At 45.6% G+C, this 25093-nt stretch carries 22 protein-coding genes; 3 read left to right on the top strand and 19 right to left on the bottom strand.

The genetic code is table 11. The annotated features are described in order from the left end of the window. Positions 1-19 precede the first annotated feature (19 nt). From ELY25_RS00420 to rfbB, 19 genes are all read right to left on the bottom strand, one after another. Positions 20-2128 carry a beta-1,6-N-acetylglucosaminyltransferase gene (locus ELY25_RS00420; protein WP_185859143.1) on the bottom strand — a complete coding sequence of 703 codons (2109 nt, stop codon included), beginning with the start codon at positions 2126-2128 and terminating at the stop codon, positions 20-22. 2 nt (positions 2129-2130) lie between these two features. Further along, the gene (locus ELY25_RS00415; RefSeq protein ID WP_185859140.1) at positions 2131-3138 is read right to left on the bottom strand and encodes a glycosyltransferase family 2 protein; all 1008 of its coding nucleotides are present in this window, start codon (positions 3136-3138) and stop codon (positions 2131-2133) included. Positions 3139-3155: 17 nt separating this feature from the next. Next, on the bottom strand, positions 3156-3971 hold the full coding sequence (locus tag ELY25_RS00410) for a hypothetical protein (protein ID WP_126949336.1): 816 nt from the start codon (positions 3969-3971) through the stop codon (positions 3156-3158). Continuing rightward, entirely contained in the window at positions 3972-4790 is an 819-nt protein-coding gene (locus ELY25_RS00405) for a sulfotransferase family protein (RefSeq protein WP_126949335.1), read from the bottom strand. It lies immediately after the preceding gene. A gap of 38 nt (positions 4791-4828) precedes the next feature. Beyond that, complete coding sequence (locus ELY25_RS00400) at positions 4829-6541, bottom strand: hypothetical protein (protein ID WP_126949334.1); 1713 nt, start codon at positions 6539-6541, stop codon at positions 4829-4831. 33 nt (positions 6542-6574) lie between these two features. Continuing rightward, on the bottom strand, positions 6575-7711 hold the full coding sequence (gene rffA / locus ELY25_RS00395; protein WP_126949333.1) for a dTDP-4-amino-4,6-dideoxygalactose transaminase: 1137 nt from the start codon (positions 7709-7711) through the stop codon (positions 6575-6577). After that, on the bottom strand, positions 7711-8274 hold the full coding sequence (locus ELY25_RS00390) for an acyltransferase (protein WP_126949332.1): 564 nt from the start codon (positions 8272-8274) through the stop codon (positions 7711-7713). Before ELY25_RS00390 ends, rffA begins: the two co-directional genes overlap by 1 nt. A gap of 34 nt (positions 8275-8308) precedes the next feature. Beyond that, entirely contained in the window at positions 8309-9112 is an 804-nt protein-coding gene (locus tag ELY25_RS00385) for a beta-1,6-N-acetylglucosaminyltransferase (RefSeq protein WP_126949331.1), read from the bottom strand. Beyond that, positions 9105-10034 (bottom strand): glycosyltransferase, encoded by a 930-nt coding sequence (locus tag ELY25_RS00380; RefSeq protein ID WP_126949330.1) that lies wholly within the window; start codon positions 10032-10034, stop codon positions 9105-9107. The genes ELY25_RS00385 and ELY25_RS00380 overlap by 8 nt, the downstream gene beginning before the upstream one ends. 41 nt (positions 10035-10075) lie before the next feature. Further along, positions 10076-11185: an ABC transporter ATP-binding protein gene (locus tag ELY25_RS17925; protein WP_236995603.1), complete on the bottom strand. Its 1110-nt coding sequence runs from the start codon at positions 11183-11185 to the stop codon at positions 10076-10078. A 140-nt stretch (positions 11186-11325) separates the two neighbouring features. Further along, entirely contained in the window at positions 11326-12720 is a 1395-nt protein-coding gene (locus tag ELY25_RS00370; RefSeq protein WP_126949329.1) for an MBL fold metallo-hydrolase RNA specificity domain-containing protein, read from the bottom strand. Between the two features lie 630 nt (positions 12721-13350). After that, positions 13351-14448 (bottom strand): KpsE/RkpR family capsule polysaccharide export protein, encoded by a 1098-nt coding sequence (locus tag ELY25_RS00365; RefSeq protein ID WP_126949328.1) that lies wholly within the window; start codon positions 14446-14448, stop codon positions 13351-13353. Positions 14449-14451: 3 nt separating this feature from the next. After that, the gene (locus ELY25_RS00360) at positions 14452-15261 is read right to left on the bottom strand and encodes an ABC transporter permease (protein ID WP_126949563.1); all 810 of its coding nucleotides are present in this window, start codon (positions 15259-15261) and stop codon (positions 14452-14454) included. A gap of 123 nt (positions 15262-15384) precedes the next feature. Then, the gene (locus ELY25_RS00355; protein ID WP_126949327.1) at positions 15385-17106 is read right to left on the bottom strand and encodes a polysaccharide biosynthesis/export family protein; all 1722 of its coding nucleotides are present in this window, start codon (positions 17104-17106) and stop codon (positions 15385-15387) included. After that, positions 17106-17519 (bottom strand): DVU3141 family protein, encoded by a 414-nt coding sequence (locus ELY25_RS00350; RefSeq protein WP_126949326.1) that lies wholly within the window; start codon positions 17517-17519, stop codon positions 17106-17108. Before ELY25_RS00350 ends, ELY25_RS00355 begins: the two co-directional genes overlap by 1 nt. Before the next feature lie 367 nt (positions 17520-17886). Continuing rightward, positions 17887-18441, bottom strand: a complete 555-nt coding sequence (gene rfbC, locus ELY25_RS00345) for a dTDP-4-dehydrorhamnose 3,5-epimerase (RefSeq protein ID WP_126949325.1) — start codon at positions 18439-18441, stop codon at positions 17887-17889. Continuing rightward, on the bottom strand, positions 18441-19325 hold the full coding sequence (gene rfbA, locus ELY25_RS00340; protein ID WP_126949324.1) for a glucose-1-phosphate thymidylyltransferase RfbA: 885 nt from the start codon (positions 19323-19325) through the stop codon (positions 18441-18443). The genes rfbC and rfbA overlap by 1 nt, the downstream gene beginning before the upstream one ends. Positions 19326-19355: 30 nt before the next feature. Next, positions 19356-20249 carry a dTDP-4-dehydrorhamnose reductase gene (rfbD, locus tag ELY25_RS00335; protein WP_126949323.1) on the bottom strand — a complete coding sequence of 298 codons (894 nt, stop codon included), beginning with the start codon at positions 20247-20249 and terminating at the stop codon, positions 19356-19358. 47 nt (positions 20250-20296) lie between these two features. Continuing rightward, complete coding sequence (gene rfbB / locus ELY25_RS00330) at positions 20297-21355, bottom strand: dTDP-glucose 4,6-dehydratase (RefSeq protein WP_126949322.1); 1059 nt, start codon at positions 21353-21355, stop codon at positions 20297-20299. An 896-nt stretch (positions 21356-22251) separates the two neighbouring features. Between rfbB and ELY25_RS00325 the strand changes: the two genes are divergently transcribed. The 3 genes from ELY25_RS00325 to ELY25_RS00315 are packed head-to-tail and all read left to right on the top strand — an operon-like array spanning position 22252 to position 24943. Beyond that, a complete protein-coding gene (locus ELY25_RS00325) occupies positions 22252-22650 on the top strand; it encodes a GtrA family protein (protein WP_126949321.1) in 399 nt (132 codons plus the stop codon). 5 nt (positions 22651-22655) lie between these two features. Next, the gene (locus tag ELY25_RS00320; protein ID WP_126949320.1) at positions 22656-23615 is read left to right on the top strand and encodes a glycosyltransferase family 2 protein; all 960 of its coding nucleotides are present in this window, start codon (positions 22656-22658) and stop codon (positions 23613-23615) included. Positions 23616-23620: 5 nt separating this feature from the next. Beyond that, on the top strand, positions 23621-24943 hold the full coding sequence (locus ELY25_RS00315; RefSeq protein WP_126949319.1) for a glucosyl transferase: 1323 nt from the start codon (positions 23621-23623) through the stop codon (positions 24941-24943). Positions 24944-25093: the final 150 nt, after the last annotated feature.

Genomic DNA, 25093 nt, shown 5'->3' with positions numbered 1-25093 from the left:
AATAGACTTTAAATAGGATCTAACGCGCTTGAGCGACCCTGAAAGGCATAAACTGAAGGAACTCGTTAATTTCCTTCTCAACCCAACGCTGTTCCAAAGGCGGCAATGCTATATAGTCACACGCCCTACCTTTCATCAAGCTATCAAGCTCGCGGAATACCAACCTAGCAGACGCCGAAAACTTATCTTTTTTGCCATAAACACTGAATGACAGATCACTCTTAATTGGAAGCTGTGCATTTTCATCTTCTAAAGAAATGACTAAAAGATTTCTCATCCATCGCAAGGTACCCAAATGTTTAATGGAAGATATGTCAATCGCTATAGCTAAAACACCCGTATACAAACGAGCATTTAAATGAGCTAAATCAGCAAGATAATAATGCCAATCCAACGTGTCATCATTGCCTGGAATGACAGAGAATAGATCATAGTAAAGGGGCGTAGACAGCGCATTGTTAAGGTAGTATTCAATCCCCTCTAGCGCGCTTTTATCTTCGTAAACGAACACGATAACCTTTGAATAAACAGATTCCAAAAAATCTAAATGGTTATGATTGTTCGTAAGAAGGCTTGGCCAGCGCACACGAGCTTGATAATTACTTAGCATCCGGTTAAATGAGCGTATACCCCACTGCTGCTCTTGTAAGATGCTGGTCAACTCTGCAACCAAAAGTGTTGATACCCTGCTGAGTTCGCAATGGCGATCGAGCAGCAAGTGTAATACCTTGCTTTTAAGGTAGAGATCAGACATCAGGTCAACATTGATAACGCTTCCAGCGTTACGGTCAACCATAACAATATGGCAATCGCTATTCCAACGCAGTACTTGAAGATATTCAAGTGCATTGGCACCTAATGAAAACACGAGCGTTTTCCCAGGGTTGTTATACGCAATATCACCCAGTTGCAGGTACCATCTGTGACGCATCAGCGCTACATCGCCTTTCTCAGCAATCAAACCCTGGCGATTAGCGTAGCCGGCCCCAACTTCATATTTATCGAAAAGGTCGCCGTACACTATGGTTTGGTCTAAACGGTCTAGCTCAGCAAGTGCCTGAGCCTTTGCTTCGCGATCAGAGCCGATTAACACCAGCATAGGGTTAGGGATGCTTTTAATGTAGTCGTAAGGGTTTTCAATACTCGCGGCTAAACTATGCCAACGGTTAAGCTCAATATGCTTGGCCAACATTGCATCAGCCTGCAGCTGTTGACGCTCGGGCTCGGCCGCTTCAAGCAGCGAGGCAAACTCATCAACTTGCATAGGCGCAATTGCTGACAGTCGCTCCCGCAGCTTAACCGCCCGGTGGCTTACTTTGCGCACAAAAAAGCGATCCTCACCCAGCAACTCCGCATAATCATTATTGTAGTAAACACGCGGAACCCCCCAGCTATTGAAAGTGTAGCGGGTTATTAGCTCAGAGCTTCGCTCGGTTTCAGGCACTAGATTAGCCACTATGGTCTGGAAAAAAAGCTCATCCGGCACCCATGTACGACGATAAAACCGTTTTAGTATCGGTTTATTAAGATAAAGTGACCATACCTTATCCAACGTACTACGACGCAAACACCACCACTGCGAGCCCATATGTGCGGTATGCTTTAAGGGTAATACACGCTTGATTTTCAGTTTACGCTGAATTTTTAAAGAGGTATCAAAAAGAAATGTCTGATAACGCCAGTTAAAAAAGTGATATTTGGACCAGCGTTGTTTTTGCAAGCCTGCCGTTACCCAAGTATATTTTTCCGCATTAACGGCTTCAATATGGTCTTTCCCACTTTCCGCTAGGTACTGTTCCAGCAAATGTATGGGCTTTACCGGCATACAGGAGCCAGAAATTAGCATGAAGTAATCGCTATCAGTGTCATGCTGCTGTATTGCTTCCATGCAGTTAAGAGTCGCCTGAACGATCGACCACTCTCCCCACACTACTTTTACACGCTTGGCGAAGTAAATCTTGCCGGGCAGTTGATCATACCCCCAGCGGGCTACCGCGGCAGGTAAATCACCTGATGTGGTGGCATCGTGATGTACATAAACGTTGCTACCTGCATTTAATAATGAGCCAAGCAAATCCTTTAATTGTTCCGGCTTCTCGTGGGCGAGCAAAACAAACGACACTTTCACTATTACCAACCTCCAAGATTTATTAACCCACGCTTCGCCAGATCTTTCCATCCTTTGAAGAGAACTGAAATTTGCTCGTTATAAAGCACACCTTTTTTATCAATAATGGAACCGTACTGCTTATATTCTGCTGAATCATTGTAGTGTTGCTTAGCAAGCATTTCTTGCTTAACCTTTTCGTCAAGCTGGCTAATAAATTTATAGTGAAGCAGCGCACCCGTTACTTTGCGTTCATCAATACAACGGTTTAAGCGCCGCGGAAGCATCATATGCATAGATGAGATATACATATAGTTCCACTTCCACTTAACTAAAGGCACTTTATTTAATGCAGGCGCATGGCCTGGCTTATCCTTCGAGAAAACGCGACGGCGAACGCCCCCTTGAACATAAAGATTTCGATAGTTTGGATTGTATTGTTTTGTATACCCGTATCCATCAAAATATGGGCAAGCATCTAAAGGATTGGTTCCTTCTTCATAGTAGGTTTCAGCTACGGGCTTTTCGCTATACATATCAATCATTAGCGTAAAAAAAGAGTCTTGCTTGATTGATTCCATATATTGCGTTAAATCTCGTAAGTCTCGACTTTCCATGTGCGGATATACGAAAAACTCATCAGGATCACATGTAAAACACCAGTGACCACGCCCATATTTGAAAAGAAGGTAATTTACCCAATGCATTCCAAAGCTTGAATCCTTATAGCTTCCTTCTGTGTAGTAGTGTGTTACATCTGGTTGGCCAGCCAGCAAGTTTTCAGTGTTATCCGTAGACCCGTTATCAACAATAAAAAAATGATTAACACCAAGCTTGCGATAATAATCTAAAAAAAATGCTAATCGATGACCTTCATTTTTCATCGTGGCAAACAATAAAATATCGTCTTTTTTTATTGAAGATCGATTATCTAGCTTTAAAGTTAATTCTTGACCTTTTTTTAATGCTTTATAGAAAAAAGGAACAAGCTCAGATACCCAACCATACTTTTGTTCAAAAAATTTCAGCATCCTTTCCTCACCCATAATTAGTTCAAGCCAAGCACCTCTTTATCGACCTGATAATTATCCTTTAGAACTTTTACCAACTCATCACTAAAAGGCCTAAAAGCAGAACCTTTAGAAAGTTGTTTATTATTATCCATCATATTAATTAATTTTTTGGTCATATGACGCGGATAGTGGTCAGCCAGGTGCTCCAATATTCGGTAAGTTTCTTGGGTTATCTTAGACCGTCGAATAGCGGCCCCCTCTTCAGCTTGTTGAAAATCAACCTCTACCCCACAAAGCGTCTCAAGATACTTCTGCTCATCATTGAATAAATTCTCAAAAGGTGTAACGATAACCTTTCTATCAGTTATCTTTTCAATTTGTCGAATCAGCGGTAGCCAGGAAAAGGCCTTCAAATTGAAGCTATCAAAATATTCCGAAGAGCTAAGAAATTTATAGTGGCGTAAGTACTCACAGTACCTTGAAATCAAATAAGCTTCTGGGTCGCGGATAGTGATATGCACTTCACCAATACTTATAGGTAATTTACCGAGTAAAAAAGAAAGCCTTTGCTCTACCTCTGGGTAAATTAGCTCGCTAGATATCTTTTCAGTACCACCAATAATATTTTCATCTGAAATGATTACAGTATTGTTGTCAGTAAAGAGTTTTTCTAAATCACCTCCAATCTTAAAATCTCCATTTATCTTTGAAGTAATATGTTTTCTTGTCTCATTTAGGCCTAAATAGCCTACACCAGCATCTTTTAACTGATTAACTGAATTATACAAACGAGACTGAAAATGAGTTGTGGCTGTTTTATGAACTCCCAAATGTAAGATAATTTTTTTCATTTATTTAATATCTTTTAAAAACTGTTCACTGAATCTTTCACTCAAAAAAGCATACTGTTCAGACATTTCATCTTCAAGTCTAATCAATACATCAGATGGTATATTTAATGATTTTGTTTTATGAACAATCTTATCTAACCCATCATATTTAAACATACTAACTTCTAAAAAACGTTCTATTTCGTTAATCATAGAAACAGGATTTTTACTGATTAATCCATAAGGTAAATACAGAATATTACTTCCAAAAAACTTATCCCAAATGGGCATGTACTTCTTATAGTTTGCTCTATTTAAGTACCTTACATTAGCTAAAACATCTGACCAATCATCGTATTTAGATGTCAAATCTGAACGATTACTGACCATTTTTATTTGACTCACAGCTCTTTCTATTGGATCTCTTATCAACCATATTATTTTAGGAGTATTTAGATCTTCTTTTATTTTTTCTATGCCAACTGGACTTATACTACAGTATTCAGGCGTAACCTCTCCCCTAACAGTAGCGTTATAAGAATCTACATGATTAAAAATAGATTCATACCATTCAGGAGTCAGAATTTTTTGAAAGCCTAAATTTTTCACATAGGTAGCATCTTCAGGTCTGCTGTATGTACCAGACTCTATTCTCTTCATGGCTTTCTTTATGTGACTTGGCCCCCATTTTTTTGTACCTGTGTCTTCTCCATAATGGTAATCGTAATAATGTACCTCTTTTATTGGAGGAAGCCATATGTCCGGATGCTGCTTTAACATTTGGTATAACCAGCTCGTGCCAGCTTTTTGCGAGCCAATACAGAGAAAATTAGGTAGCATATTAGATAAACCTCGCTTATTTAGATGATTAGTAAAATTTATAAGAAACTACTATTAGATTGAACCCAGACCGAAATAGCATTTTGCCACGCACTAATACTTTCTTCATTTTTTACTTTTTCTTTTAATTCGTTACAGTTTCTTACATTGTTTTCTCGATACAGCGGATCTGCATTTGCTTGTACAATATTACTTAATAGACTCTCAAAATCATTATATTGATAAACTTTAGGAATATGTAAACATGCGTCATTCCTATACCAACATATGCAAGGAATTTCATCATATAATGCTGCTTTAATAGCTCCCCCTCCGCCAGTTACACCTGGTAAGCTAAAAACTACATCAACATTTTTATATAAACCTCTTAGATTTTTAACTTGTCCTACAATAATTATTCTTTCTTGTAAAATTAACGATTTTATTCTTTCGTCTATGCAGTGAATTCTTTCAGGATTAGTTTCCCCAACAAACAACAATTTTATTTCTTTATGACTATCGAGAAATTCAACAAGGGATTGGATTTCTTGTACATTAAGACTTTCAAACCACTTTGCTATTCTATTTGAGTTCAAGACAGTTACAGCTACAAATTCTTTGATACTAGTTCTTATGTTGAAATCAGAGAAAGGTTCGTCGTTTAATAAAGTTCTATTATAGGGCCTTAATAAAAAACAATTTCTTATTTTGTTTTGATTTGATAATTCTTGATAAATTTCTTCATTTGCTGCTAGAACGCCATTTACAGGAAATGATAATTTATTTGAGTTACTAGCTGGTAAAAAAATCACTGGTATATTATGTACACTATAAACAATCCTTGAACATACCTCTGTTTTAAAAACCCCTCCAACAGAAAAGAATAAATCAGGTGAGATAGTGCTTATCCATTCTGAAAAATCGTTTATTCTAGATTTTCTATTTATATAAATAAAGCTCTCATCACCATTAACTTCTGACCACAAGTTTTTAAAATCTAATATTACCTTTTCATTATAAGCAAGGCCCGTGTATACGCTATTAACAACTGGCTCACCTGTAATAGCTAAATATATTTTACTATTAGCAAAAGCCTGCTTAATTGACATACTTATATTATATATATAATTTAGGTGGGTTGCTTCTATATGTCCTGGAATAAATCCTATTCCTATAACTATAGTGCAATCATTTGCATCTTTATTTTTAAAGCCATCTTTATTAGTCATTAAATTATTATTCAATAAATAATTTTCTATTTCTTCCAACGCAAACAAAGAAATTTTTTTCAAATAAAAAAATTTCCTATCTTTTCCAAAAATCGTTATTTCGCTTTTATGAGAATTTTCATAACGTGACACACCCCAGAGAAAATTATAAATATCTGATAGTCGCTGAATATCTCCTTTTTCCGCCATTTCTTTTATTTTTTTAAGATACAAAGAATAAAACAAAGGCTCATCAAGAGATGCATCTAATTCAACATAAAGGGAAAGAACGTCTATTTCATTTAAGTTATTATTTTCTATTCTTTGTAGATTGTTATTTATCCATTTCCTTATTTCTCTACTTTCAAACATCATTTGTCTAATTATATTTAAAAATAGTAAGAAAGACTCTCTATTATTAACCTCCAAAAATTTAGTTATAGTATCTACAATTAGTGCACCTTTTCTTTTTTTATATATCACCTCATTATAATCAATACCTAAAGATGAGGCAGTAACGCAAATAAATTTAAAGAAAAGAATGTTTTTTGGCATTTCATTCATATTGATATATTCTCATATTCTATACTTTTGAAGTTATAGCAAATCACCTTGCTTAACTATATGAAAAATAACTTTACTTACTTCTTTATCGGTCATTCCAAAGAAAATAGGCAATCTTAAAAGTCTTTCGCTTTCGATTTGTGTAAATCCTCTATCTCCATGGAAACAAGAATTTTTGTATCCAGCAGGCGATGAATGAAGTGGTATATAATGAAAAACAGCCATAATATCATTTGCTTTTAAATGCTCAATCAAAGACGATCGTACTTCTATATTTTTTAATTTAATATAAAACATGTGTGCATTATGGGTACAACTGTTCGGCACAATGGGTAGCTCAATCATCCCTTTGTCTGCTAAAAACTTAAGTCCATCATAATAGGATTGCCAAATTTTCAATCGATTTTGTTTTATTTCTTCTGCTTTTTCTAATTGTCCCCAAAGATAAGCAGCTTGTAGTTCGCTAGGTAAATAACTACTTCCAACTTCAACCCATGTATATTTATCAACTTGACCACGAAAAAACTGGCTTCGATTGGTTCCTTTCTCACGGATAACCTCAGCTCTCTGACTAAAACGGTCATCATTAATGATCAATAAGCCACCCTCGCCTCCACTACTATAATTTTTGGTTTCATGAAAGCTGTAGGTACCCAAATGTCCAATTGTACCTAACGCTTTTCCTTTATAGTGACTCATCATTCCTTGAGCTGCATCTTCTATAACAAATAATCCGTATTTTTCCGACAGAGCCATTATTTTATCCATTTCGCATGCAACACCTGCGTAATGCACTGGAACTATGGCTTTAGTTTTTGGTGAAATAGCAGCTTCAATTAAATTTTCATCGATATTCATAGTGTCTTGACGAATGTCAACGAACACAAGTTTAGCGCCTCGTAGCACAAACGCATTGGCGGTACTAACAAAAGTATAGCTGGGCATGATGACTTCATCACCCGGCTGAATATCGATTAGTAAAGCAGCCATTTCTAATGCTGCAGTGCATGAAGGCGTCAACAGTGCTTTTTTACATGGTAGAGTTTCTTCAAACCACTGTTGACATTTTTTACCGTAGAAGCCATCTCCTGAAATTTTGTTACTTTGCATTGCATCAAGAACGTATTGCTCTTCATTACCTGTATAAGGCGGTTTATTAAATGGTATCATTATAAATTCACCTCTGTTAAGAATTGTTTTTCTAACTTTAATAACTCTTTTTTGCGTTCCTTAACCCTGCGAGCTGGATTACCCACGTAAATACCCCAAGGATGTGTGCTTTTATTAACCAGGGTCATAGCACCAACAGAACACCCTTCAGCCACCGAAACGCCAGGGAATATTATTGAGCTAGCTCCTATTATGACATGTCGTTCTAATGTAACTTTTTCTTTTATTTCGCATTTGAATTTATCATAAACTGTTGGATTAGTTAGGCTACGCCCAGAATAATCATCCGACTGGCTAAAAACTTGAACATTATAAGCAAGGCCAGAGAAATCTTGCATTTCTATGCCTTTTTCGCCTCCGGCAAGCAAACAGAAAGGGGCTAAATGCACAAACCTTCCTATTTTAACTTTACCTGATATAACACAAAAGTCATCAATCCTTGAATTATCGCCGATTTCTATCTGATCGGCATTGTAGATGCTTGCCTTATCACTTATTTTAACCCCTTTTCCTATTGACAAGAAGCCCATTTCCAACAATTCCATTTCTGTTAAATAAGCCATTAGCACTTCACCGTATTAAATTATCAATTAATTTTTATAGCCATTTTCTAGCAAAAAAGAATTTATCAGGAATGTTTTTTTTATCATTGATAGAGCCAGCTTTTCCATTTTTATCGAAGTACGAATATGTAAGAATATTGTTAAAGAGGGATTCCTTTAAGAAAGAAAAAAATATAGTTTGAAAGACCATTTCATCAGGTATCCATGTCCAACGAAAGAAATAACGGTATGTTGGTTCTACTAATAAAACGTAATCAATAGCTTCTTGTGTAAGACACCACCACTGGCTACCGAAGCGTATAGTAAGCCCTTTTGGAACTTCAAGCTTGAAACCCAACCATTTTTGCCATTTGTACGTCCAACGGTGCAAACGTGGGTATTTACGTTTATCGAGGAAGTGTCGGTAAAGATATCTATCTTCGCGGATACCACCTTTAATCCAGCTGCTATCCTCACACTCGATGAAATTAGTACCGCGATGCTTTTCCAAGTGCTCTTTTAGTGCGCTTAGCCGTTGCGTGGGGTAGCAATATTCGCTAAGCAAATAATAATAATCGGTTTTGTGGGAGTCTTGAGCATAGCGCAGCATTCGTAAGGTTGCTTCCACCAAACTCCACTGCCCCCAGCCACAGTTCACTCTGCTTAGAAGCACATGGCAGCGTGGCGCTTTTGCATAGTAATCACTTAGCCATTTATAAGGTGCCTTACCGGATTTTTTATCAAAATGAATAATAACTTGACCATTAGCATCTTCTAGCAGCAGCTTATCCACCAAGCGAGTAACGCGTGAAGTGCTTTTATGAGCTAACACCAAGTAGGTAATGGAAAGGTCAGCCATGTTCGCTATCAACCAATAAAACGGTAGGTGCAACTTGAGTAGAGGGCAGGCGCTCTACGGGTGGATGAGTGACCATTACTTGCTGTAATCGCTTGAAATTTTGTTTATGCCGGTAGTAGCCAAAGCCTTTGCGCTTAGGGTGCCAAAGATGGGCAAGCGTACAACCTGCCTGACGGCATTGTTCACCGTAAAGGGCAAAGTAGGCTCTGAAACCACGGTATTCGTTAGCCGTACCACTGCCCATATTGCGCTCGTATTCAGGTGGTTTTTCTGCAATAGGAAAACGGCAGGAAAGCCGGTGCAACAGTTCAAAATCCTCTGCCCCGTGGCCTTTAAAGCCCTCATCATGGCCGCCTATGCTTAGCAGGTCTTCTCTGTTCATTACAATGCAGGAACTACCTTGCACTAGAAAATGCAGGCTTTCTTCAGGCAATTGCTGGCGGTTACGGAAGCACCACGCTTCATTTCCCTGGTTAAATGCGTGCATAAAGTGCTGTGTTGCAGGTTCAGTCAAAAACGCTACGGGTACACAGAAAAAATTTTCTGGTTTTATAGCCAGCTCCTGCTGGGCAATATACGCCAGTAACCGCTGGTACACGGTTGTTGCTGCGAGAAAGTCAACATCATGAAATAGCACTACTGGCGTATTGGCTGCTTCAGCCCCACGATTGCGTGCACGCGCTAGCGAGAATTTTTTAAAACGGGTGCGTAAATGCAGGCTTTTTATAGGGCGTGAGGCCCGATGATGCAGCACCACCAACCCATCTATCCATTGGCCCACTGCACTTGGGCTGCCATCATCAACGATAACTGCTTCATACCCGTTAGGAATGCAAGCTATCAAGGTTTCCAATCGAGCTAATTCACGCGAACCAACAGCATTTGCACGAATAGGGATAATAATAGAAGCTTGTTGCTGCATAACGTTATTTCCGACTAACCATCGTTGAAATGAGTTAGCTATCAATCATCACCATCGATAACTTCAAGGGCCGCTTCTTTTTCACTTTTGCGGTGATAAGCCAATTTTTTTGCTTTCTCAAGTATGGCTTGCTCTGTTTCTGGCCATTGTTCTTGCAGCGCTACATTAATCCCATACTCAATGCCTAACACAGCGCGGTCAAACTTAGCCACCTCACCTATAGCCGCTTTGCGAACGCCATCAGGTGTTGCATCCATAATGCCTGTTAATTCATCAACCCGTGCTTTCGCATGTTGATGGGCTTTACGTAATACATCCAGCTCTTCTTTTGCCCACTTTTGTTCTCTAGCTTGCTGGATGAGTACATGTAAACCATTAACCTTGGGCCTGACATTTCGCAGCTCCTGCTGAATCGCATTAATCTGCACTTTGCTCAATGTGGCAGGGTCTACATCAAACGATTGCTCATTCAATTCATGTAGCACCGACTTGTCGTCGGTGTCCTGATGATAATCTGCGATGGCCTCACTGATGTCGTCGTACCAGGTTGCACTTCCCTTCTTTAGATAAATACCTGCTTTGCATAAGTCACGTAGAATGCCCTCACCATGCGATACCATTATCAGTGAGGCTTTACCTACCCGCTCTTTAAACAGTTCCTGTGCCTTTGCTTTAAACGCACGATCACCAACTGCAGTAGCTTCATCTGAGATATAAATATCAAAATCAAATGCAAGGGATAGCCCGAAGGATAGTCGCGATTTCATACCTGATGAGTAAGTGCGTATCGGTTCATCAAAGGCTTCACCTATTTCAGCGAAGTCTTCTACAAATTTGATGATTTCTTTGATGTCTTTTCCACGCCCCTGGGTACGTGCCACAAATTTTGTGTTCTGACGCCCCGTCATATTGCCCTGCATGCCGCCGGAAAGCCCTACTGGCCAGGAAACACGGCTGTGTCGAATTACCTCACCTCGCTCTGGCGTATCCATTCCTGCAATCAGGCGAAGCAAGGTCGATTTACCGGCTCCATTGGCGCCAATTAACCCAACACTCACACCTTTGGGGATAGTCAGGTTGATATCTTTGAGCACCCAGTCACTACCGTGATGGTTGTGGTAGCGTTTGTAGAGGTTTTTGATTTCAATCATTTTGGTGTCGGAAACCGGTGGTGATTTAATTCAAGGTGCTTTGGGTGGCCCTGGCTAGGGCAGCGGCCTGATCGGGGCGGCTGATGCCGCCCTTCGCGGGTGCCTCAGTCACTCGTCCCTCGCTTCTTCGTTACCAAGCGCTACGGGGCGTTGATTACGCTCACTTTCTTTCCATTACGTATATACATCGCTTCCAGTTCACTTCTGAGCGCGGTGCGGGCGCCTTGGTCGCCGTGTACTAGGCGGATGGTGGTGGGCCAGCGGCGCATGCGTTTTACGAAGTTGAGCAAGTCACGCTGATCTGCATGGGCGGAGTAGCCGCTGATGGAGGTGACGCCTGCTTTTATATCAATACGCTCGCCATCTAGCTCTACCCAGCCACCTTGGGGGCCGTATTGCTGTATTGCCCGCCCTGGGGTGCCTGCGCCTTGGTAGCCTACAAACAGTACTTGGTGGCGGGCATCCCCTAACATGGCTTTCAGGTAGTTCATGATGCGCCCGCCGGTGCACATACCGCTGGCGGCAATTACAACAGCGGGCCTGCCGGTTTTGGCTAAATACTCAACCGTTTGTTCGTGCTCTATATGGCTTTCTACCGTGTATAGGCTGGCAAAGTTAAGCGGGTGGCGGCCGCCTTTTAGCCGCTTTTGAGCTTCATCGTCCCAATAAGGTTTTAGCTCGCGGTACACCTTGGTGAAGCGGGCAGCCAGGGGCGAATCGACAATGATTTCCAGCTTTTTCCACTGGCTGTTTTTGGCGTCATGAATGATGCCTTCCAGTTCATAGAGTAGTTCCTGGGTACGGCCAATACTGAAGGCCGGCACCATGACCGTACCGCCATTGGTAAGCGCCTTTTCGATGGCGCGTTTTAGTACGGCGCGCCGCTGGCGGCGGTCTGGATGGGTACGGTTGCCGTAGGTGCTTTCGAGTACTAGCTGGTTGCAGCCATTGGGTGATTTTGGGGCTGGCAAAAGTGGCGCGTGGGGTGCGCCTAAATCTCCTGAAAACACGATGCGCTCTTTATCACCGGTGTTGGTGGCTTGGTAGGCTACCTCTACGTAACAGGAACCTAAAATGTGCCCTGCCCGCTTAAGCTTTATGCGTGCGGTACCGATAGTGTTAGTAGCAACACTGTGCCACTTGCCGTAGGGCACGCTAATAATTTGTGATTTAAGCTGAGCCTGAAAGCGGTTGATGAGATCAGCATTGCGGGTAAAGCCAATTTTGAGCGCGTCTTCAATTACCAGCGGCAGTAGTTTGGCAGAGGGCTCTGAGCAGATGATTGGGCCTTTAAACCCTGCTGCCAGCAGGTAAGGTAGCCGCCCTATGTGGTCAATATGCACGTGGGTGATGATGAGCGCCTGAACGGTGCTGATATCGAATTCAATTTGCAGCTGCTCGAAGGTGTCTGCCTCGGCGTCTTCGCCTTGGAAGAGGCCGCAATCGATAAGTAGTGAATGTTCGCTGTTGAGTATCAGTTGGTGGCAGCTTCCTGTAACCCCGGTGGCGCCGCCGTGGTGAATGATATCGAGCATCCAGCTCTCCGGTTTTAGTTCATTTGGCTTGCTTTGAGCCGAGTGGCGAATTGGCTGTGGTGGCTTATTCGGGCGGCTTGGCAGACGCCTCCCGCGGGTGCCTCATTCGCTCGTGCCTCGCGAGATTCGTTACCACGCGCTACGGGTATGGCGCAAACGCTGGGTAATGCAACCGTAGCGCGTGGTAAGCCGTTAGGCGCACCCGCGGGAGCAGCGCGCGTAGCGCTGCCGGGGTTAGGTCGTGCGGCGTAAAAGCAAGATTTCGGTGGCCCATCCGGGGCGGCTTAGCAGCCGCCTCCCGCGGGCGCCTCATTCGCTCGTACCTCGCGAGATTCGTTACCACGCGCTACGGGTTACCAAACGTTTGAGATGCCACAAGTGATGTTTTCCCCACCACCCGAAAAAAAGCACTTACTGTAGCGCGTGGTAAGCCGCCAGGCGCACCCGCGGAAGCAGCGCCATTAGCGCTGCCGGGGTTTGTCGATATGGCACCGAAGTATGGGCTCGGTGGCACGGCCGGGGCGGCTTGGCAGCCGCCATCCGTGCCGGGCTGCCGCTGCGGGTGCCTCATTCGCTCGTGCCTCGCGAGATTCGTTACCACGCGCTACGTGTCCTAGCATTCACGCTCAATCAATCACGGTGGTCTTTGATAATCATCATTAACATGCTGAAGATGAAGGCCAGGAATATAGTGATGATGGCGAAGACGCTGCTGTTGTAAAGGCGGTTGGGTTCTGTGGGGTATTCGGGGAATAGCGGGCTTTGCAGCACGCTTACCTGTTTGAGTTGGCGGGCGGCTTCTAAACGGGTGTTTTCTAACGCAGCAAGGGCACTGGAGTAGGTTTCCTGGGCAAACTGCGCTTGTAGCTCTAACGTTTCATATTGCGCTGAAACGCTGTTTAAGGAATCTCCCGATGCTTGGGCAATACGATCCCGCTGTTCAACTATTTGATCGCGTAGCGCAGTAATATTGCGTTCCACTTGGCGTAGCTCAGCGGACTGCGTACTTTGATAGCTGGCTAATGCATTGCGCTGCGCTTGCAGGCGGGCTAAATCCGCCTCAAGCGTTGCAACCACTTGGTTGATACTTGCTACTGTATCGGTAGGCGATACCAACCCATATTCATTTTGATAATCCAATAGCGCTTGGCGAGTTTCAGTAAAACGTTCATCTAGGCGAACCATTTGCCTTTCTAGAAAATGCACCTGTTCATCGGCTAGGCGGTGGCCCATTTCATTCATGTGGTTTTCGCCCGCCTCCAGAAGTAGCGATGCCATATCGTGGGCAAATTCAGGCGTATAACCTTGAACGCGAATATTCAACACACCTGCGTATTCGTCCAGCTCTACTTCTACACGGCGCAGGTAGTATTTGTGCAGTTCTTCAATGGGCACATCAGGATTACGCAATTGGGCGAAAAAGTCACCGTGCTCGCTATAGTGCTGGCGAATACCCAACTGTCTATCCAGCAAGCGCAGCATATCCACGGAAAGCAGATGTTCACGAAGCAGAAGCAAGTCAGCTGTATTGCCTGCCCCTCCGCCCATTAGCGATGAAAGGTTAAATTCCGGTGTGGCTACCTGAGGACTTTCCAGCACAACCGTTGCACGGGAAACATAGCGATCTTCTGCCCATACAAACCAGTAAAAACTCACCAGTACAATAGCGATTAAAGCCAGCGCCCAGTGGGGCGATTGTTTAACAAAACGTGTTAACGATACTTGCATGGGTTATTTGGCCTTTAACCGATCAACAAAGCGTAGGTGCATTAATAGTCCTAGCGCATTCAACGTAAGCGTTACCATCCAGAAGTACAGCATGCTGGTGCCGTGAATGGTTTTATAGTTTTCAAAAAAGCCTAGCCGTAGAGTTTCCAACCCATGTGGAATAGGATTAAGCATTAGGTATTCAAGCAACCAGTGTGGCATTTGATTAAGAGGAAAAATTACGCCGGAAATAATTAACAGGGGTAATGAAAGCATACGAACCAATCTGCCTAGTTCAGGTATCAAAGTGGCACCCACTGACGTCACTAAGCCAGCACCTAACCCTAAACACCATAAGGAAAACCAAGCATATAGCGCACGCAACGCGTTATCAGGGTAGATTTCCAACCCAAGTAACACTCCTCCCCCAATAAAAATTAAAAACACGAGGCTACGTAACATGCCTTCCAAAAAATTTCTAACTAATACGGGGTCAACTGGTTGTACTTGACGATAGGCAAACAGAGCTCCATTGGCTTCTATTGCCCCCATTCCGCGTAACATCCCTTCTCGGGCTAATGAGAATCCCATCAACCCGGCAATCATCCAGGGAATAAAAGGTGCGTTAACGATAAGGCGATCGCCACTTACGAAACTGCGTATGCCTACCATAATGCCAATAAAAGCCACCGGCTCAAAAATCATCCAGAACCAACCCATGCGATCGCTCATGGTGCGCGAAATGGCTTCGCGCATGAACATGGCGTACCACACGCTGCGGGTTACCTGCCAGGGCGTACGAGCGCCACGGGGTGCCGTTGGGTTATCGGCCATTGGGGTTATCCTACGATTTTTTGCTGTTGCAGGCTTAGGGCGGCTGGCGCCGCCCATACGCGGGTGCCTCGCTGCGCTCGTTACCACGCGCTACGGGGCACCGCGCTTACCATTTACCAACGATCACAGATCAACCGCTACGCGGGTGGCGACGGCTACCTGGTAGAGGATCTGCGTGAGCGTGGCGGCTAGCTGAAGGTTGTGAGTGGGCGCGGCGGGCATCACGAGGATTTCGTCGCCGGGGCGCAGGTTTACCTTACGGGCGTTTTCTACCGCGCCGTTCTGGCGAACGATCAGGATATGGTCGTCATCCGCACGCTGGGTAAAGCCGCCGGCGCTTTCGATGTAGTCGATCACGTTCATGCCGGGGCGGTAAACGGCAGCTTGGGGCACTAGCACTTCACCGCTGATCAGCATGGAATCGCTGATTTCTGGAATAGTGATGATATCGCCATCTTGCAGGCGTATATCGGAAATGCGTCCATCATAGGCCACGACCATGCGGCCACTGGGTTCAAGCTCGCGGGCACGTGCTACGAAATCCTGGATCAGTTGGGCTTCCTGGGCGCGTACCTGAGCTTCCTCATTGGTGCTTGAAGGCGCACTTAGATAGGTGGTTTCCAGGCGGCGTAAACTGTCTTCCATAGATTGGCGCTGCTGCTCTTTAACGCTTTCACGCTGGAGTGAAATGCTTTCAACGGCGGTCATGCGTTCAGGCACGGCAATGGCATCCAGCAGTTCGCTCAGGCGAGCATCGCGAGGTAGCGCATAACGCGAAGGCCCGTAGTAGCTGCCCTCCACTTCTACCACAATGGTTTCGCTGCGCTTGTCAGCACTAAACAGTACTTCATCACCGCTGCGGATGGTTTGGCCGTAGAACATGTCGAGGGGGTAATACTGGGCGATTGGGCCCTCTTCTCGGCTGCCGCGCAGCAGCACATGGGAAACGCCACTCTTTAAACGCGCCAGGTTCACAAGTTCGGCGCCGCTTAGCTGGTTACCTACTAGCTCGTAGCGGTGTTCGCGGTGTACATCGCCGCCTACGGCAATCGCCGGGCCGCGCTCTTCCACCACGATGGTATCGCCATCCTGAAACTGCGGGCGCGCAATGCTGCCGTCGATCAGGAAATCGTATAGATCCACCGTGGCGACGGTCTGGCTATTACGCAGTACGCGAATTTGACGGTAGCTGCCCAAGTCCTGATCAATGCCGCCTGCCTGGTCAAGGAAGTACAGCAGGGAGTCATTGGGTGTGCCTGCGTAGCGGCCGGGGTTTTCGACATAGCCGGTTACGAAGACGGCCACGGGCTGAACGCCCTGCAGGTTGGTGTAGACCTCTACGTTATCCGGGTAAACCGAGGTAATCGCCCGGCGTACGCTGTTATCTACCTGCTGGCTGTTCTGGCCTTCAATGTTGAGCGGACCTGAACCAGGGATGAAAATATTGCCTTGGGCATCTACCGGTAGTACGCGATCAAACTCAAACGCGCCCCAGGCGCGGACGGTCACCTGATCACCGGGTTTTACCTGGTAATCTGAATTCAAGCCATCGCCCATGGCGCCGCGAAAGCCACCGGTAAACAGATTGGCGCCAAAGGGGGGCAGCATATCGGGGTCGCGCGGAGGCGTGGCGATTGGGCCGTACGTGCCACTGCGCCAATCTGCCCGGGGGGTGTCGTTCACTTCACCTTGGGATTGGTCTTGCAGTTGGCCTTGCTGCTGGGAGGGCACGATACTGTTAGGCAGGCTAATGCTTTGTGCCCATACTGAACTTGCAGCACTGCTACCGACCACGACCAGGGCAACAACTGCAAGCGGGCGTTTGAGTAAGCGTAAAACGTTCATTAATAGCGCCCTTGCGTTGCAGTTGAATCCATTTGGGTAACCACGCGCTGATTCACCCAGCCGTTAGGTGTTTCGCATACCAAAGCGTTGCGTGCGGTGCTGCCCATCTCTACTACCCGAAGCTTACGACACTCACGCCCGCTGGCCGCCAGGTAAGGTGCGTCGGCAACAATCTCAACGTTATGGCCCCAAGGGCTGCGGCCTACGTTTAGCACCGCGCCTGCTGGCGAGTTGGAGAGAAAGTCATTGAGGCTCTCATCCTGTAGTAGCGTGGCGGGGTCGTTGTTTAATACATATTGCGCGGGCTGCGCGTTGCTCTTTGGGTAAGTGGTACAGCCACTTATCAAGGCGACGCCTAACACGGCCAGTAGCATGCGCGCTGGACGTGCAATAGAAATAGAAGTATTCGACATGGTAATTTCCAGAAAAAAGGCACGCTACCGCCCAAGGATTGTTACGGGCATATTCCCTTGCCCTACGCTGTGCGGATGAATTTCCTAAACCTTTACTACCAAAAAAGCACGCGCCATTGTAAGGGATTAACGGGTAAGGCTCTACATTGGTGACCTTTTGTCAGCTTGATCATTTTCTTATGCGGCTGAAAGATTAACTTTCATCGTATTGTGTTTCCGCTGGGCATGGGCTGAACATAGCTATGAAGCACGCAATGCCCTATCGATAAAAAATGCCACACTGGTTAACCAGCGTGGCATAAAAGATAGGTACGAAAGGCGGCAATGCATGAATCTAAAGTACATTACCGCTTGAGGAAGCTTACGGTTACAACTTGTTATATACGTCCGCTGATTTGAACGCGCTACCTGCTTGGTCCTTTTCCGATAGTGCAAATGGTACCGGCAGCTCTGGCCATGTAATACCCAAATCAGGGTCGTCAAAACGAATGCAGCGCTCGGATTCAGGATGGTAGAAATCGGTTGTCTTGTATAGGAAGTCAGCCGTTTCAGACAGCACCACAAAGGCGTGCCCAAAACCTTCAGGCACCCAAAGCTGGCGATTATTTTCGGCAGAAAGCTCGACCCCTACCCATTGGCCAAACTGTTCTGAATCACGGCGTAAATCGACAGCTACATCCCATACGCTGCCCTGAACTACGCGTACCAGTTTCCCCTGAGGCTGTTCTAGCTGGTAGTGAATGCCACGCAGCACCCCTTGCCGGGAACGCGAGTGGTTGTCTTGCACAAAGCTGCGCTTGCTGCCGGTAGCCTCTTCAAATGCCTGCTGGTTAAAGCTTTCCATGAAAAAGCCGCGTTCGTCACCGAATACCTTGGGGGTTAAAATCACCACCTCAGAAAGGGAGGTTTTTTCGACTTGCATTACTGATCCCCTTTTGCATCTAAAAGATGTAACAGGTATTGACCGTAGCCAGTTTTGGCCAGTGCCGAGGCACTTTCGTGCAGCGCTTCATTGCTAAGCCAACCGTGCTGCCAAGCTATTTCTTCCAGGCAAGCTACTTTCAGGCCTTGGCGATGCTCAATGGTTTGTACGTACTGGCTGGCTTCCAGCAGGCTGTCGTGGGTACCGGTATCCAACCACGCAAAGCCGCGGCCAAGCCGCTCAACACGTAAATCGCCACGCTCCAGGTAGGCGTTGTTGATGCTGGTAATTTCCAGCTCACCACGCTCTGAAGGTTTCACCTGGCGGGCAATTTCCACTACATCATTGTCGTAGAAGTAAAGGCCGGTTACCGCATAGGGTGACTTAGGCTTTTTAGGCTTCTCTTCAATGGAAACCGCCTTGCCATCTTCATCAAACTCCACTACGCCAAAGCGCTCAGGGTCTTTTACCAGATACCCAAATACGGTAGCCCCACTTGCCTGGTCAGAGGCGCGCTTCAGTTGCTCAGAGAAGTGCTGACCGTGGAAGATGTTGTCGCCCAATACGAGACATACCGGCGCATCCCCAATGAACTCTTCACCAATCAGGAACGCTTGAGCCAGGCCGTCTGGGCTTGGCTGAACCGCATATTCAAAACGCACGCCGAAAGTGCTGCCATCGCCTAGTAGATTTTCGTATTGAGGAAGATCTTCTGGCGTTGAGATAATCAGAATTTCGCGAATGCCCGCCAACATGAGTACCGAGATGGGATAATAAATCATCGGCTTGTCGTAAATGGGCAGCAGCTGCTTGGAAACACCACGGGTAATGGGGTGCAAGCGGGTACCGCTGCCTCCCGCCAGAATTATGCCTTTACGTTGCATCGTTGTTGCTCCTTGCTTATTGCTCGGGTGCTAACGCGAGCTTGCAATTTCTTCCACGGTAAGCGCCAGCTGGCTCTGCCAAGTAGGCATTTGAATAGCCAACGCTTTCTCTATCTTATCTACTGCTAGCCGGGAATTCAGCGGGCGCGCAGCCGGTGTAGGGTACTCAGTGGTCGGGATTGCTGAAACGCCCTCGGGAGCAATCGCAAGCGATATCCCAGCTTTCTTCGCCACCTGAAAAATTTCGCAGGCGAAACCGTGCCAGCTGGTTTCCCCGCGGGGGGCCAGATGATACACCCCGCTAGTCAGGGCTGCGCCCTCACTTTGTAGTCTAGTTAACGCCTGCTGCGTCACCAGCGCAATCAAGCGCGCAGGGGTTGGCGCACCAATCTGATCATTGATAATGCTTAATGCCGAACGCTCAGCGCCCAGCCGCAGCATGGTAGCCAAAAAGCTTTTGCCAAAGGCGCTGTACACCCAGCTGGTACGAAAAATCAGATGTTGGCAGCCACTGTTGGCCACCGCTTCATCACCCGCTAACTTGGTTGCCCCATAGGCGTTGCACGGCCCGGTGGCATCGCCCTCTTGCCAAGGAGTACTGCCTTCCCCGGTGTATACATAATCTGAGGAGTAATGTATCAACCAATTGGAATTTTGTTGGCAGTATTCGGCCAATTGGGCTGGCAGTTCAGCGTTCAGTCGTTCAGCCATGGCTCGGTCTGATTCGGCGTTATCTACCGCCGTGTAGGCCGCCGCATTCACAATCACATCGGGCTGTTGCTTTGCCAAATAGGCATTGACGGCATTGGCGTCTGAAAGATCCAGCTCAGCTCTGCCGGGCGCCAACACGTCCCCCAGCGTGGCGAGCTGGCGCTGTAACTCAAAACCTACCTGACCGCTGCCGCCGGTAATTAAAACCTTCATAACCGATTCCTTTAGGTCAAAATGAAGCGTGGCCGTTCAGCCTAATATTACAGACTACCCAAACGCTCACCCTGGTAACTACCATCCTGCACGCGCTGCCACCAGCTGCGGTTTTCCAGATACCATTGAACGGTTTTGCGCAGCCCGGTTTCAAACGTCTCTTCCGGGCTCCAGCCCAGCTCGCGTTCGATCTTGCTTGCATCAATGGCGTAACGCAGGTCGTGGCCCGGGCGATCCTGTACGAACGTAATCAGATCGCGGTAGCTGTGCTCGGCGGGTACCAGCTCTTGCAGCAGATCGCATAGCGTTTCAACCACTTCCAGATTGGCTTTCTCGTTATGCCCGCCAATGTTATAGGTTTCACCTACTACACCTTCGGTCACTACTTTCACCAGCGCACGGGCGTGGTCTTCTACATACAGCCAATCGCGCACCTGCTGGCCATTGCCGTAAACCGGCAGTGGCTTACCCGCCAGAGCATTCAGAATCATCAGCGGGATGAGTTTTTCCGGGAAGTGGTAAGGCCCGTAGTTATTGGAACAGTTGGTGACCAGCACCGGTAAACCGTAGGTACGGTGCCACGCACGTACCAGGTGATCAGAACTTGCCTTGCTGGCTGAGTAAGGCGAGCTGGGGGCGTATGGGGTTTCTTCAGTAAACAGGTCTTCCGGCCCTTCCAGGTCGCCATACACTTCGTCGGTAGAAATATGGTGGAAACGGAAGGCTGCGGCTTTTTCCGGCGCGCTTGCCTGTAGGCTTTTCCAGTAATGGCGAGCCGCTTCCAGCAGTGTGTAAGTGCCCACAATATTGGTCTGGATAAAAGCTGCAGGGCCATCAATGGAGCGGTCTACGTGAGATTCTGCCGCCAAGTGCATTACCGCATCGGGCTGGTAGCGATCAAAAATGGCTGCCATGCTGCCCGCGTCACCAATATCGGCCTGCTCAAACGCGTAACGCTCATTTTCTTCAACCGCCGTCAGTGATTCAAGGTTACCGGCGTAGGTCAGAGCATCTACATTTACCACTGAGTGTTCAGTCTGCTCGATTAGGTAGCGAATCACTGCTGAACCGATGAACCCTGCCCCACCTGTTACTAAAATATTCATTTCAACCCCACCGCTTACTGTCAAAAGTTCATTAACCAAAAACACAAGCATTACCCATACAACGCTCACCTACCATAATTAATGCAATGGTATATTAACGGCACTCATGTTTGGATAGCCTGGAAAACGCTTTGGTAGCTTATAGTTACCATTCAAACGTAACAGAAGTAGAGATAAAGCCAATTGTGCACGCTTTAATAGTGCACAGTTTGGTGAATAATGAGCAGCAACTCTACCCTAATGCTCAGAGCAGCGCGAGATAGGACAGTACGCCAAACCCTACTTAGCGACGGCGGTCGGGCGTGCCTCTCGTGACTAATGCCCTGACGCAATCAGCAATGGCTGAACGGCATTCGCTGTCCGAATGGGTATCAGCCTGCCCGTTGGTTTATGTTATGCCCAACGGATACATCAGAGTCGCAGCAGCCATGCCATACATGGTCGCGCTATCAAAGGTTCCGAGCTACCTCTGCTTACCATTTGTTTTGTTGCTTTGCTAAGATGGGAAATTTCTTATGTGTAGACTGTTGTGAGAGACTTGAATTGTTGCGAGTTTTCCATCACGACAAAAAGACGTAGTTGTAGGCTACCTCTTATACAATGTAGACAATTTTCTACATTCAAATTTTTATCTCTGTACAACTAGCGCTAGCGTTCTAAGTTAAAGCTTCAATGATGAAAAAAAACATAAAATAGGCGCTCGCTAAGCATTGTATAAATACACAAACAAGCTTTTCTATTCATCGCGTGAATGGCGTCTGAAGGGTAGTAGAAGCAATACTCGGATAGCGGAGATTTACTATGCGATAGCCATGAAAAGCACAGGCCAGTAGCAAGAGACGTAGGCAGACAAGACCAAACTTAGTATCATATTGCCCTATTTCAAGGGGTGCTGGATGCAACGACTCGAAAACTTATTCAACAATGACGCACTCCGTCCGTTTCGATTTCTCATCGTGGGTGGCGCGGCAACAGCCACACACCTATTTATAGTTGCGCTCGTTTTCGCCTTCCACGCAAGCATCTCCCCCTATTCCGCTAACATTATCGCCTTTTTGGGTGCTTTTCTCGTTTCTTTCTACGGTCACCGTTATATAACATTTCGTACGCGAGGGTCGATGCGTCGCTTCCTGCTCGTAGCCATCGGCGGATTCCTCGCAAATAATGTGATTCTGACGCTATGTCTTGCGCTTTCCCTAGGAGACTTCGTTTCCGTGGCAATAGCTACCGTGTGTGTACCCATTCTAACGTATCTTGCCTCATCCCTTTGGGCCTTTAAGATCAAAGAAGATTGATATTGATGACTCACGACGCGAAAAAACCGACACTCTCCCTCATCGTGCCAGTTCTAGATGAAGAAGAATCGATCGGCACATTCTTGGCAGCTATCAACGAACATCTGACTACGCTTCCCGCTGAGTTGGAAATTTTATTTGTAGACGATGGTTCTTCCGACAACACAATTGCAGAGATCGAACGCGCCCAAGAAGATGATGGACGAGTACGATATATCAAGTTGTCTCGTAATTTTGGCAAAGAAGCCGCCATGACCGCAGGGCTAGATCATGCAACCGGTGACGCTGTAATTCCGATGGATGTAGACCTGCAAGATCCTCCCAAGTTAATCAATGAGTTCTTTAGGCTCTGGCAAGAGGGCTACGATACGGTCTATGGCTTGCGTCGGGATCGTAACGAGGACACTCGAGGAAAACGGGCATCAGCCAATATGTTCTATCGGGTCTTTAATTGGCTTTCACATACTGAGATACCGGCCAACACAGGCGACTACCGCTTAATGGATCGCAAGGTGGTCGAGGCCCTGAAGAAATTGCCCGAGCGCAACCGTTTCATGAAAGGCATGTTCGCATGGCCAGGCTTCAGCTCCATTGGCGTAGAGTACAGTCGTCCAGCCCGACATGCAGGACAGACAAAGTGGAATGCTTGGAAGCTATGGAATTTTGCCATTGATGGCCTGACAAGCTTTTCCACATGGCCATTAAGGGTATGGACATATATTGGATTAAGCGTAGCCATGTTAAGCCTTATTTATATGTCGTATATTATTATACGCACTATTATTTTTGGAGTTGATTGGCCAGGTTATGCATCAATCATGTCTGCAATACTTTTTTTTGGCTCAGTACAGCTTATCTCAATAGGCGTACTTGGTGAGTATATTGGTAGGCTTTATATCGAGTCGAAGAATAGGCCTCTATACCTAGTCGAAAGGGATTCAAACATAAATATGGATAAGAGCTGACCATTATGCAACATCTGCTAAACTTGGATAAGTTAGGTACAGCACGCGCTATCTCAAGTAACAATTACACTGCTCCCGCAATAGCCTTCACTGTAGCATTTCTGATACTTTTCCTTCGTCGTCCCGAAGCCTTGTTGAATGCTCAGTTTTGGGCCGAAGATGGGGCAATTTGGTTTTCACAAGCTTTTAATCAAGGGTTTTTCTCGCCCTTGTTTTCTCCACAAGACGGATATTTTCAAACTATTTCTAGGCTCACGATGGGAATCGCATCACTTTTCCCTCTAGAGATGGCTCCGTTTGTATCCAATCTTATTGGCCTTATTATACGTTGCTTGCCAGTTTGTTTCCTGTTCACACCACGGATGGGGTGGGTTGGCCCTAAAGAGAAAGTTGTAATATCAGTGTACTATCTCTTAATGCCTGGAATATGGGAGGTACACCCTAATATAACCAATGCGCACTGGTATCTCTCTCTATATTTATGCATGATTATAGCTGCGAACTTGCCGAATAATTTATTAGCAAAAGCACATGATATAATAGTACTTGTCATTGCCGGGTTGAGCGGTCCTTTTATTGTATTTATAGCGCCACTCTATGGGCTAAAATATTTGGCAGAGAATAATTACAATCTAATTAAAGCCATGAAAGAGTTTTTATTTACATGCAATTTTTACAGAAAACTCTTCAATATATTTTTTATAGCTATTTGTTTAATACAAATAGCTAGCATATTTCTTTTTTCATCAGGAAGGTCGCCTGCACCACTTGGATTAACCCCCGAGGTTCTCTTTAATATTCTCTCTGCTAGAGTATTCCTTGGCTCATTTCTGCCCCCCGAAGCTATACACCATGTTTGGCAAATGGCTTGGCTTAACTTATTTGTCACTCTTATTTCGTGTGGCCTCCTGAGTTATGTTCTTCTAAAAGGCGGATGGCGAATGGCTATATTTATTGGCTTTTCAGCCCTAATGATTGGCTTTGCATTAGCCAAGCCTATGATTAGCCTTGATCAAGCACAGCTTCCAATATTAATTAATGGTAATGTTGGTGGACGATATTTCATCGTTACCAATATTGTCTGGGTAGCCTGCTTAGTTTTCATTATTTCCAGACAAAGAGTTTTGTTGAAGAATATTTTTTATAGCTTGCTACTTTGTGTAATAGCTGTGTCATCCTACCATTCCTTTAGCGTTGACAACCTCCAAGATTTTGAATATCAGAAATATGTAAAGCAATATTATGAACTGCCTGAAGGAGAAACTATCGATATTCCACTCAATCCTGGCGGTGGATGGTCGGCAACACTCATAAAGAAAAAGGAATAATATTGTACAAGCCTCGATTATCTCCGAGGCTTTTTTCATCATCTCGCCATACCGCAAACGGCAGTTATAAGACACAATACGCATTTGGCATATCGCTAAGCAAAAAGATCCTGTGCTTAAATACCATCACTTAGCCGCACTTATATCTAT

This window comes from Vreelandella populi, from assembly GCF_003989825.1.
Classification (GTDB): Bacteria; Pseudomonadota; Gammaproteobacteria; order Pseudomonadales; family Halomonadaceae; genus Vreelandella; species Vreelandella populi.
This window is presented reverse-complemented; position numbering and strand designations above follow the sequence as displayed.